Source organism: Bradyrhizobium sp. MV1.5, from assembly GCF_055807615.1.
Window position 1 is genome coordinate 1 of sequence record NZ_JBVVPL010000032.1, and the last position, 11,595, is coordinate 11,595.

Below are 11,595 nucleotides of genomic sequence, written 5' to 3' on the forward strand. Positions count from 1 at the left end.
CCCCCCCCCCCACCCCCCCCCCCGCCCCGCCCCCCCCACCCCTCGCCGCCGCCGGCCCCCCCCCCCCCCCGCGGCCCCCCCCCCCCCCCCCCCCCGGGGGGTCTTGGGCGTGGATTTGCGGTCCACGCCAGGGAGACGCTTGATCTCAGGGGAAGCCGCGGCAGGCGCCGCGTCTTACTGGTGATCCCAGTCTTACTGGTAGCCCTTGGGGAACGGATCCGGCTCGACCAGATCGGCGGTCTCGTAGATCAGTTCGAACTGGCCATCGAGCTTGGCGCGTCCCACCCGGGTCTTCGACCAGAGGTGATGATTTTCGTGGATGCGCACATAGCCTTCCGGAGCGCCCTTGAACTCGATGCCCGGCGACGCCGCCGCGATCTTGTCGATGTCGAAGGAGCCCGCCTTCTCCACCGTCAACTTCCACAGCCACGGGCCGAGATAGGCAGCCTGGGTGACGTCTCCGATCACGGTCTTCTCGCCCCACATCTTCTTGAACGCCGGGACGAAGCTCTTGTTGTTCGGATTGTCCAGCGACTGGAAGTACTTCATGCAGGCATAGGCGCCCGCGATGTTCTCGCCGCCGATGCCGTCGATTTCGTCTTCGGTCACCGAGATCGTGAGCAGCGCCTGCTTGGAGAGGTCGATGCCGGCGGCCTTGAGCTGCTTGTAGAACGCAACGTTCGAACCGCCGACGACGTCAGTGAAGATCACGTCGGGTTTGGTCAGCTTGATCTTGTTGATGACCGAATTGAACTGGGTATTGCCGAGCGGATAATACTCTTCGCCGACGACCTTGCCCTTCAGCACGTTCTCGACGTGCTTGCGCGCGATCTTGTTCGAGGTGCGCGGCCAGATGTAGTCGGAGCCGATGAAGAAGAACGACTTCGCGCCCTTCTCCTTGGCGATCCAGTTCAGGCCGGCGAGGATCTGCTGAGTGGCTTCCTGGCCAGTGTAGATCACGTTCTTCGACTGCTCGAGACCTTCGTAGAAGGTCGGGTAATAGAGCATGCCGTTGTACTGTTCCATGACGGGCAGCACGGCCTTGCGGGACGCCGAAGTCCAGCAGCCCATGATCGCCGCGACCTTGTCGTTGACCAGCAATTTCTTGGCCTTTTCGGCAAAGGTCGGCCAGTCGCTGGCGCCGTCTTCCTGGATGAACTTGATCTTGCGCCCGAGCACGCCGCCCATCGCGTTGATCTGCTCGATGGCGAGCTTTTCGGCTTCGATCGAGCCGGTCTCGGAGATGGCCATGGTGCCGGTCGCCGAATGCAGGATGCCGACCGTCACCTCGGTGTCGGTGACCGCGAGGCCCGTGGTATTGACCGCCGAGGTCGCCGGGGCCTGCGCAAAAGATGCTCGCGGCAGCATGGTAATGGCCGGCACGGCCGCCATTCCCATCAATAATTTGCGCCGGAGCGGCGATAACAGGCCCTTGTTCGCTTCGTCTGACATGAGCACCCCACTGTTGTTCGAGGACACGCGATTGGTGCCGTGAGGATGGCTCGAATTTGTGCACTGCAAGCATACGCAAGATCGCGTATACTGCACCGCAAAATGACGACGTAGGGTTTTGGTACAGGTTTTGCGAGGGATCCGGGAGTTCGGGAGTGGGGGTTAAGTGGCAGGGCGGCAGCGGATAGATCGCGTCAGGCGCCAGTACAACCAATGGGTCGCCAACCAGACGCTGGAAGACTACGCGCTGCGCTTCACCGCCAAGAGCGCGCGCCGCTGGTCCGCCGCCCGCGTCGCCAACACCGCACTGGGCGCCATCTCCTTTCTCGCGCTGGAGGCGATCGGCGGCACCATCACCCTGAACTACGGCGTGACCAACGCCACCGCCGCGATCCTCGTCGTCTCCACCATCATCTTCTGCTGCGGCGTTCCGATTGCCTATTATGCCGCCAAATGCGGCATCGACATTGACCTGCTCACCCGCGGCGCCGGCTTCGGTTATATCGGCTCGACCGTCACCTCGCTGATCTACGCCTCCTTCACCTTCATCTTCTTCGCGATCGAGGCCGTGATCCTGGCGACGGCGCTCGAGATGTGCTTCGGCATTCCGCGCCCGATCGGCTATCTCATCAGCGCGGTCGCGATCATCCCGCTTGTCACCTATGGCATCACGCTGATCAGCCGCTTCCAGCTCTGGACGCAGCCGATCTGGATCATCCTGCACATCCTGCCCTTCGCCGCGATCGCCTGGGCCAACCCTTACTCGTTCACGGAGTGGCGCAAATTCGCCGGCGAACACGGCGACCCCAGCGGACATTTCGATCTGCTGCTGTTCGGTGTCGCATCCTCCGTGGTGTTTTCGCTGGTGGCCCAGATCGGCGAGCAGGTCGACTTCCTCAGGTTTCTGCCGCGCGACCGCCGCACGTCGCGAACGTCGTGGTGGACCGCCCTGCTGATCGCGGGCCCCGGCTGGATCATCTTCGGCGCGCTGAAACTGCTGCTGGGCTCGTTTCTCGCCTTCTTCGCGCTGAGCCACGGTCTCTCCAGCGAGCTGGCGGCCGAGCCTGCGCACATGTATCTCGAAGCGTTTCGCTACGTGTTGTCGCAGCCGGACATGGCGTTGGCACTCACCGGCGCGTTCGTGATCCTGTCGCAGCTCAAGATCAACGTCACCAACGCCTATGCAGGCTCGATCGCCTGGTCGAACTTCTTCTCGCGTCTGACGCATAGCCATCCCGGCCGGGTCGTTTGGCTGGTGTTCAACGTGATGGTGGCGCTGCTGCTGATGGAGATCGGCGTCTACAAGGCGCTGGAGCAGACGCTCGCGCTATATTCCAATGTCGCAATCGCCTGGGTCGGCGCGCTGGTGGCCGATCTCGTGGTCAACAAGCCGCTCGGCCTGCGCCCACCCCAGATGGAATTCAAGCGCGCCCATCTCTACGACATCAACCCGGTCGGCGTCGGCGCGATGACGATCGCGACCATTGTCTCGATCGCGGCATTCTACGACCTGTTCGGCTCGACCATGAAAGCGCTCGCGGCCTTTGTCGCGCTGACGGTCGCCTTCGTCACCGCGCCCGTCATCGCCTGGCTCACCGACGGCAAATACTACATCGCGCGCAAGCCGAAGAGGAGCTGGGCCAATATCGAATCGATCCAGTGCTGCATCTGCGAGCACCATTTCGAGCCGGAGGACATGACATCCTGTCCTGCCTATGCCGGCCCGATCTGCTCGCTATGCTGCTCGCTCGATGCGCGCTGCCATGATTTGTGCAAACCGCATGCGCGCGCGCAGGTGCAGTTCGCCGACGCGCTCGCCAGGATCTTGCCGCAGTCGATCTATCAGCGGATCAATTCGCAGTTCGGCCACTACATCGGTGTGTTCGTGGTCTCGGCGGGCCTCGTCGCGCTGGTGCTGGGGCTGATCTACCTCCAGACCTCGGTCAGCGTGCCTGGCGAGAACATGCTCGTCTCCAACGTGCTCTGGAAGGTGTTCTTCTCGCTCAGCATCATCATCGGCGTGGTGGCCTGGCTGTTCGTGCTGGCGCAGCAGAGCCGACGGGCCGCCGAGGCCGAGACCCGGCGCCAGACCACGCTGCTGATCCAGGAGATCGATGCCCACAAGCGCACCGACGCTGAGCTCCAGCGCGCCAAGGAAATCGCCGAATCCGCCAACCTCGCCAAGAGCCGCTACGTGGTCGGCCTGAGCCACGAGCTGCGTTCGCCGCTCAATGCGATCAGCGGCTATGCCCAACTCCTGGAGCAGGACACCACGCTCAACACCAAGCCGCGCGACCAGGTCCGCGTCGTCCGCCGCAGCGCCGACCACCTCTCCGGCCTGATTGACGGCATTCTGGACATCTCCAAGATCGAGGCGGGGCGGCTGTACCTGTCGCGCGACGAGGTGCGATTGACCGAATTCCTCGACCAGCTCGTCGGCATGTTCCGCCTTCAAGCCGCAGCCAAGAGCATCGACTTCGTGTTCCGGCGGCCGGCGCATTTGCCGGTCGTGGTCTATGCCGACGAGAAGCGGCTCCGCCAGGTGCTGATCAATTTGCTGTCCAACGCGATCAAATTCACCCAGGCCGGCAGTGTGCAGTTCGTGGTGCACTATCGCAGCCCGGTCGCCGAGTTCGAGGTGATCGACACCGGCCCCGGCATCCAGGGCGACGATCTCGAACGCATCTTCGCACCCTTCGAACGCGGTGCGCTAGGTGTCTCGCAGCCGCAGACCGGCACCGGGCTGGGCCTGACCATCAGCCGGCTGCTCGCCGGAGTCATGGGTGGCGACATCAAGGTCTTGAGCACGGTCGGCAGCGGCAGCACGTTCAAGGTCAAGATGTTGCTCTCGGAAGTCACCAATCCGCAGCGCATCGCGCCGGTGGAGGCCCCGATCTCCGGCTATCACGGCGCGCGCAAGACCATCCTCATCACCGACGACGATCCCGTGCATCGCGACCTCCTGCGTGAGGTGTTGACACCACTCGGCTTCATCCTGCTCAGCGCGCCCGACGGACCTGGTTGCCTGGCGCTGGCCCAGCACTGCCGGCCCGATCTGTTTCTGCTCGATATTTCCATGCCGGGTATGGACGGCTGGAAAGTCGCGGAAACGCTGCGCGCGAACGGCCACCATCAGGCGCGCATCCTGATGGTGTCGGCCAGCGCGCTCGAGGCCCACGGCACACCGCTGGCGCAGCCCTTCCACGACGGCTATCTGATGAAACCGATCGACATCCCCAGGCTTTTGGAAGGCATCCGCCAGCTTCTGAAGATCGAATGGCAATACGGCACGGACGAGATCGCCGTGCCGCTATGGCGGCCGGAGAGCGGCTCGCGGCCGCCTGTACGACACATCGAGGCGCTGATCGGGCTTGGTCAGATCGGCTACGTCAAGGCTATCCAGTTGAAGCTGGACGAGATCGGCGGTGAGCATCCTGAACATGCCGACTTCGTCGCGGAAATGCGGTCGCTGATCGACCGCTTCGATCTCGACCAGTACATGGCCACATTGAAGACGTTGCATGCGTATGAGCACTGAGTCGAAAAAGCGCGACGTCGCGCTCGTTGTCGACGACTCCCCGGAGACGCTGCGGCTGCTCACCGACGCGCTCGACAACGCCGGGATGACGGTGATGGTGGCGCTCGACGGCGCGGCCGCGATGCGCATCGTCGACCAGATCACGCCTGACATCGTGCTGCTCGACGCGGTGATGCCGGGCATGGACGGGTTCGAGACCTGCCGCCGCCTCAAGCGCGATGCGGGCCTTGCCAATGTCCCGGTGATATTCATGACGGGGCTCGCCGAGACCGAGCACATCGTGCGCGGGCTGGAGGCGGGCGGCGTCGACTACGTGACCAAGCCGATCGTGATCGAGGAGATGCTGGCGCGCATCCGCGTTCATCTCGGCAATGCGCGTCTGACGCAAAGCGCACGCGCCGCGCTCGACGTGTCCGGCCGATTCCTGTTCGCGGTCAACCGCCAGGGCAAATTGTTGTGGGCGACCCCGCAGGCGCAGAAGCTGCTGGCGGACCACCACGGCGCGCAGGCCGACGACGACTTCGTCCTGCCGATATCATTGCTGCAATGGCTGGAGCAGGCGAAGGGCAAGGGCAGTTCGAAGTCCCAGGCGGCTTCCCTGCCCGACAATCCTCAGCTCCGGCTGTACTACATGGGCGAGACCGCGCCGAACGAGTTCCTGCTGCGGCTCTCCAAGGAGTCCGGCACCGCGCCACCACCCGAATTCACCAGCGAGCTTGGCCTCACTACACGCGAAGGCGAGGTGCTGGCCTGGCTCAGCAAGGGTAAGACCAACCGCGACATCGCGCAGATTCTGGGCTTGAGCCCGCGCACGGTCGACAAGCATCTCGAGCAGATCTATTCCAAGCTTGGGGTCGAGAACCGGACTGCGGCTGCGGCGATTGCAACGAATGCGACAAGAAGGAATTCCTGACGCCCCCCGCCGTCGTCCTGGACAAGCGCAGCGAAGCGGAGCGCCGATCCAGGACCCATTACCACAGTACGTGGTTTGGCGATGACTCTTGATGACAGGCTCGCGCCGCAACTTCTCCCTGGGATAATGGGTCCTGGCTTTCGCCAGGACGACGAAGAAATTTGTAGCGCCGCCCGCCTCTCCTCACCCGTACACAAACTCCCCGCCATCCAGATCCGTCTTCGGGATCTCGTCCTTTTCGGTCCAGTAATCCTGGCTGTGCTGCCATTCCGGCTTGTCGCCGCGCTTGGGAAGCAGGTCCATGTTGCGCATCATGTAGCCGGGATTGAAGTTTTCCGGATCGATCCAGGGCAGGATCGGCATGTTGTGGTCTTCGGCGCGTAACTTGACCTCGACCTTCTTCGCGCCCTTGGTCTTCATGTGACCGAGCAGGCGGCAGACGAAGTCGGCGACGAGGTCGACGCGCAGCGTCCAGCTGGCGCGGAAATAGCCGAACACCCAGACCATGTTCGGCACGCCCGTGAACATCATGCCGCGATAGGTGACGGTGTCGCCGAAGGCCAGCGGCTTGCCGTCGACCTCGAAGGCGATGTCGCCAAGCGCCGCGAGATTGAAGCCGGTTGCGGTGACGATGATGTCGGCCTCAAGCAGCTTGCCGGATTTGAGCTGGATGCCGTTCTCGACGAAGCACTCGATCTCGTCGGTGACGACGGACGCCTTGCCGCTGGCGATGCCCTTGAACAGATCGGCATCGGGCACGAAGGCGATGCGCTGCCGCCACGGCCGGTAGCTCGGCGTGAAATGTGTGTCAACATCGTACTCCGGACCGAGCACCGCGCTGATCTGGCCGATCAGCTCTTGCTTCACCTGCTCGGGTTTTGACAAGCAAAGCTTGGTGAACGCGTCCTGTTCGAACAGGATCTTGCGCCGGACGATCTCGTGGATCCAGGCTTCGTCAACCTGAAGCCTGCGCAGCTCCTCCGCGATCTCAATGGCGTTGCGCCCCAAACGGAAATAGGTTGGCGAACGCTGCAGCATGGTGACATGCGCGCATTTGTCGGCGATGTTCGGCACCAGCGTCGCCGCCGTCGCGCCGGAGCCGATCACGACGACCTTCTTGTTCGCGAGGTCGATACCGTCAGGCCAGGTCTGCGGATGAACGATGCGGCCCTTGAAGCGATCCGTGCCCTTCCATTCCGGCGTATAGCCTTCCGAGTGGCGGTAATAGCCCTGGCACATCCAGAGGAAATTCGCCGTGAAAGTTTTTGGCTCGCCAGTGTCGGTCGTCACCGCCTCGATGGTCCAGAGGTTCTGCTCGCTCGACCAGCTCGCCGAATTGATCTTGTGCTTGTAGCGGATATGCCGCGCGATATCGTTTGCGTCGATCACTTCGTTCATGTAGGCGAGGATTTCCTCTGCGGTCGCGATCGGCGGCCCGACCCAGGGCTTGAAGCTATAACCGAAGGTGTGGAGATCGCTGTCGGAGCGGATGCCGGGATAGCGATGCGTGGTCCAGGTGCCGCCGAACGTCGCCTGCGTTTCCAGGATGACGAAGCTCGCACCCGGAAGCTGCCTGGTCATGTGATAGGCGCTGCCGATGCCCGAGATGCCGGCACCGACGATCAGCACGTCGAAATGTTCAGAAGCCTGTTTGGCCGTGGCGTGACTGCGAACAGCGACATTCATTGTTGCTTCTATGCCTTGCTTGTTTTTGTGGCCGCCCTTGATTGGGCAACGCGTTTCCTCCGCGACGGACGTGGTTGCCCATCGCGCTTCCGCTTCAAGATGACATAGATCAGGGCGCGGTCAAATCACAGCGCCGCACCCCAGCTCCGCGCGGTCTGCAAGATCCAGTCGCGATAGAGCGTGAGCGGCGTGACGCCGGTCAGCCCGCCGCAGCCGGCGGCTCCGTTCGGCCCCGTGGACCAGCTGATGATGCCGACGAGCACGGCTCCATTCGGCTTGTCCTCGAACACGGGACCGCCGGAATCACCGGTGCAGGCGCCAATTCCGTCGCGAACACCGTTGGTTACGGGGTCGACCAGCCGGATCTGGAGCGTGCCGGGCTGCCCCGTCGCAACGAGGCCGGCAACGCGCGTCGCGCCGCCACTCTTGCCGTCGCCACGCACGGTGACGCCGATACCGGCGATGACGAAGCGGCTGCCGACCTGGATCGGAATATTCGGCGCCCCGACCGGCACCGTCGATTTTCCCTTGAGTGGAATTTCCAATTGCAGCAGCGCCAGGTCGGCGGTAGCGCGATGCGCCTGCATCGCCTGCATGTTGAAATTCGGATGGATCGCGACGGTGCGGACATTCAGCAGTTGCGGCTGCCCGTCGGTGCCGCGATCGACGATCTTGTAGTCCGCGCCGGGCTGCACGCAGTGGGCAACGGTGAGCACCAGCTTCGGCGCAACCAGGGTGCCGGTACAGAAATTGCCGCGCGAGCCGACAATCGTGACGACGGCGCGCGCGACGCCGTCGGCCTGCGGCGTGCCGCCACCAACGATGGCATAAGCGGGCGTGGCGAGCAGCAGCGCGGCCGTAATGAGGGTTACGAGCTTCTTCATGGGAACACGCTTTGGTATCGGCCTCGGTGACGGCGCAGGAATGGCTTCGGACTGGCCCTTGCCGATAGCGCATGCTAGCGCTCTTGGAAAGGAATTGACGAGGGCGGGATCTTGACGATCGAGGCTGTGATCTTTGATTTTGGCGGCGTGCTGACGAGTTCGCCGTTCGAGGCGTTCACGCGGTTCGAGACAGAGCGTGGCCTGCCCATCGACATCATCCGGCGCACCAACGCCGCCAATCATCTGGAGAATGCCTGGGCCAAGTTCGAGCGCGCCGAGGTCGATATCGACACGTTCGATCATTTGTTCGCGACGGAGTCACTCGCGTTCGGCGCGGAGGTGCGTGGCCGCGATGTGTTGCCGCTGCTTCAGGGCGATCTGCGCCCCGAGATGGTGGAAGCGCTGAAGCGCATCAACGCGCAATTCAAGACCGGCTGCATTACCAACAATCTGCCGGCCAATGCGATCGGCAGCATGACCGGGCGTTCACTCTATGTCGCCGAGGTGATGGTGCTGTTCGACCATGTCATCGAGTCCGCCAAGATCGGCCTGCGCAAGCCCGACCCGCGCATCTATCAGATGATGGTCGAAACGCTGAAGGTAGATCCAGAGAATTGCGTCTATCTCGACGATCTCGGCGTCAACCTGAAGCCGGCACGCGAGATGGGCATGACGACGATCAAGGTCACCAGCGGCGCCCAGGCGATCGCCGAGCTCGAGGCAGCAACAGGATTGAAGCTGAGCTAGCCGCGCTGCCTGTGCCTCATCCTGAGGAGCGCGCCCTTGCGCGCGTCTCGAAGGATGAAGGCCTCACTGGGGCTCCTCGCCCTTCGAGACGCCGCGCAAGCGCGGCTCCTCAGGGTGAGGGATTACACATCCTACTCCGCCGCGGCGGCGATCCGCTCCGGAAACGCCGCGGCAAGTGAAGCACGATCAGGCTTCAGCACGCCGCGCTCGGTGATGAGACCGGTGACGAGCCTCGCCGGGGTGACGTCGAAGGCATAATTCGCGACCGGCGAGCCCTCCGGCACGATGCGCACCGTCTCAAGTCTTCCGTCTGCGGTGCGGCCGGTCATGTCGGTAACTTCCGTGCCGCTGCGCTGCTCGATCGGGATGTCGCGGATGCCGTCATCGACGGCGAAATCGATCGTCGGCGACGGCAGCGCGACATAGAACGGCACGTTATTGTCGTGCGCGGCGAGCGCCTTCAAATATGTGCCGATCTTGTTGCAGACGTCGCCATTGGCGGCAACGCGATCGGTGCCGACGATGGCGAGATCGACCATGCCGTGCTGCATCAGATGCCCGCCGGTGTTGTCGGGAATCACAGTATGCGCCACGCCGTGATGGCCGAGCTCCCAGGCGGTGAGCGAGGCGCCCTGGTTGCGGGGACGCGTCTCGTCGACCCAGACATGAATCTTGATGCCGCGCTCATGCGCGAGATAGATCGGCGCCGTCGCCGTGCCCCAGTCGACGGTCGCAAGCCAGCCGGCATTGCAATGGGTCAGCAAATTGACGGTCTCGCCCGGCTTCTTCTTTGCGACGATCGCCTCGATGAGTTTCAGGCCGTTGCCGGCGATGCCGCGGTTGATCTCGACGTCCTGCTCGACGATCTCGTCGGCGCGCGCATAGGCAGCTTCGGCGCGCTCCAGCGGATCGATCGGCGCGAGGCTCGCGCGCATCTCGTCCAGCGCCCATTTCAGATTGATCGCCGTCGGCCGCGCCACCACGAGCGTGTCGTAGGCACGCCTCAGGCCGGCGTCGGAGGCGTCCTCGCGCATCGCCAGCGCCATGCCGTAAGCCGCGGTCGCGCCGATCAGCGGCGCACCGCGCACCAGCATGTCGCGGATGGCGAGGGCCGCGTCCTCGCATGAGGTCAGCTTCGCAACGATGAACTCATGCGGCAGCCGGCGCTGGTCGATCGCGCCGACCGACCAGCCGTCGCGCTCACGCCAGATGCTGCGGAAATGTTTGCCGTCGACCTTCATGGCATTCTGCCTTTCGTATCACGTCCGCAGGATGCGCCCTGCCACCGCATCGAGCTTCTTCAAGAGCTCGGGATCGCGCGCCTCGGGCGCGGTGATCAGCGCGGTATCGAGCGCGCGGTCCGAGCCGATCGGGCACGGCTCATGCTCGCGCGGGAAGTCTTTCGCCAGCCGCGCCACCAGCGCTTTTGCCTTGTCGGCATTCGAGCTCAGAACGCGGATGATGTCCTGCACGGTGACGGCGTCGTGATCGGGATGCCAGCAATCGAAATCCGTCACCATCGCGACGGTGGCGTAGCAAAGCTCGGCCTCGCGCGCGAGTTTCGCCTCGGGCATGTTGGTCATGCCGATCACGGAATAGCCCAGCGTCTTGTAGGTCATGCTTTCCGCATAGGTCGAGAACTGCGGTCCCTCCATGCAGACATAGGTGCCGCCGCGCGCAAACGCGATGCCCTCGGCTTCGGCCGCCGTGGCAAGATGGATGCGCAGCCGCGGCGAGACTGGGTGCGCCATCGACACATGCGCGACGCATCCCCTCCCGAAGAACGAGCTCTCGCGTTTGTGGGTACGATCGACGAACTGGTCGACAAGAACGAAGGTTCCCGGCGGCAGTTCCTCCCTGAACGAGCCGCATGCCGACAGCGAGATCAGATCGGTGACCCCGGCACGCTTGAGGACGTCGATATTGGCGCGATAGTTGATGTCGGAGGGCGACAGCCGGTGGCCCTTGTCATGGCGCGGCAGGAACACGATCGGGAGGCCGGCAATGGAGCCGCGCCGCAGCGGCGCCGACGGCTCACCCCAGGGGCTCTTGATCACCTCTTCGCGAGCGTCCTCCAGCCCCGGCAAATCGTAGATGCCGGAGCCGCCGATGATGCCCAATACCGCCTGCGTCATGCCTGCTCCACCCCGTTCGCGCCTTCGCAATCCCGTGGGGAAGCTATGCCAGTTTTACGTCGGTTTTGGAACGGGTGATGGGGTCCGATGCCGAGACGAGCGGAAAGCGCTCGCCACACATCCGGTGTCGGGGGGGGGGGGGGGGGGGGGGGGGGGGGGGGGGGGGGGGGCGCCGGGCGCGGGGCAGATTATGGGGGCGCGCCCGCCGCGGGCGGGGGGGGGGGGGGGCGGCGCGGGGGG

The 11,595-nt window shown here is 63.9% G+C and carries 8 protein-coding genes; 3 read left to right on the forward strand and 5 right to left on the reverse strand.

Annotated features, from left to right (window positions below; genetic code table 11):
* Nucleotides 1-192 precede the first annotated feature (192 nt).
* Nucleotides 193-1,452, reverse strand: coding sequence for an urea ABC transporter substrate-binding protein (gene urtA, locus AC0L2J_RS25670; protein ID WP_007615926.1), 1,260 nt, complete (start codon nucleotides 1,450-1,452; stop codon nucleotides 193-195).
* A gap of 166 nt (nucleotides 1,453-1,618) precedes the next feature.
* On the opposite strand from urtA, the gene AC0L2J_RS25675 reads away from it, so the two are divergent.
* A complete protein-coding gene (locus AC0L2J_RS25675; RefSeq protein ID WP_473394923.1) occupies nucleotides 1,619-4,990 on the forward strand; it encodes a hybrid sensor histidine kinase/response regulator in 3,372 nt (1,123 codons plus the stop codon).
* Complete coding sequence (locus AC0L2J_RS25680) at nucleotides 4,974-5,903, forward strand: response regulator (protein ID WP_007615930.1); 930 nt, start codon at nucleotides 4,974-4,976, stop codon at nucleotides 5,901-5,903. Before AC0L2J_RS25675 ends, AC0L2J_RS25680 begins: the two co-directional genes overlap by 17 nt.
* A 183-nt stretch (nucleotides 5,904-6,086) precedes the next feature.
* On the opposite strand, the gene AC0L2J_RS25685 is transcribed toward AC0L2J_RS25680, so the two are convergent.
* Both AC0L2J_RS25685 and AC0L2J_RS25690 read right to left on the reverse strand, forming a co-directional pair.
* Nucleotides 6,087-7,589: a flavin-containing monooxygenase gene (locus AC0L2J_RS25685; protein WP_473394924.1), complete on the reverse strand. Its 1,503-nt coding sequence runs from the start codon at nucleotides 7,587-7,589 to the stop codon at nucleotides 6,087-6,089.
* A 125-nt stretch (nucleotides 7,590-7,714) separates the two neighbouring features.
* Nucleotides 7,715-8,473, reverse strand: a complete 759-nt coding sequence (locus AC0L2J_RS25690; protein WP_473394925.1) for a S1 family peptidase — start codon at nucleotides 8,471-8,473, stop codon at nucleotides 7,715-7,717.
* A gap of 111 nt (nucleotides 8,474-8,584) precedes the next feature.
* On the opposite strand from AC0L2J_RS25690, the gene AC0L2J_RS25695 reads away from it, so the two are divergent.
* The gene (locus AC0L2J_RS25695; protein WP_473394926.1) at nucleotides 8,585-9,220 is read left to right on the forward strand and encodes an HAD-IA family hydrolase; all 636 of its coding nucleotides are present in this window, start codon (nucleotides 8,585-8,587) and stop codon (nucleotides 9,218-9,220) included.
* Between the two features lie 131 nt (nucleotides 9,221-9,351).
* Here AC0L2J_RS25695 and mtnA read toward each other — a convergent pair whose 3' ends face one another.
* Both mtnA and AC0L2J_RS25705 read right to left on the reverse strand, forming a co-directional pair.
* Nucleotides 9,352-10,461, reverse strand: a complete 1,110-nt coding sequence (gene mtnA / locus AC0L2J_RS25700; protein ID WP_473249880.1) for an S-methyl-5-thioribose-1-phosphate isomerase — start codon at nucleotides 10,459-10,461, stop codon at nucleotides 9,352-9,354.
* An 18-nt stretch (nucleotides 10,462-10,479) separates the two neighbouring features.
* The gene (locus AC0L2J_RS25705) at nucleotides 10,480-11,355 is read right to left on the reverse strand and encodes an S-methyl-5'-thioadenosine phosphorylase (RefSeq protein WP_007615935.1); all 876 of its coding nucleotides are present in this window, start codon (nucleotides 11,353-11,355) and stop codon (nucleotides 10,480-10,482) included.
* Between the last annotated feature and the right edge of the window lie 240 nt (nucleotides 11,356-11,595).

What these genes read in the sequence shown, in the direction of transcription:
- urtA (WP_007615926.1), bottom strand. Translation starts at nt 1,452, where the DNA reads ATGTCAGACGAAGCGAACAAGGGCCTGTTATCGCCGCTCCGGCGCAAA.
- AC0L2J_RS25680 (WP_007615930.1), top strand. Translation starts at nt 4,974, where the DNA reads ATGCGTATGAGCACTGAGTCGAAAAAGCGCGACGTCGCGCTCGTTGTC.
- AC0L2J_RS25685 (WP_473394924.1), bottom strand. Translation starts at nt 7,589, where the DNA reads ATGAATGTCGCTGTTCGCAGTCACGCCACGGCCAAACAGGCTTCTGAA.
- AC0L2J_RS25690 (WP_473394925.1), bottom strand. Translation starts at nt 8,473, where the DNA reads ATGAAGAAGCTCGTAACCCTCATTACGGCCGCGCTGCTGCTCGCCACG.
- mtnA (WP_473249880.1), bottom strand. Translation starts at nt 10,461, where the DNA reads ATGAAGGTCGACGGCAAACATTTCCGCAGCATCTGGCGTGAGCGCGAC.
- AC0L2J_RS25705 (WP_007615935.1), bottom strand. Translation starts at nt 11,355, where the DNA reads ATGACGCAGGCGGTATTGGGCATCATCGGCGGCTCCGGCATCTACGAT.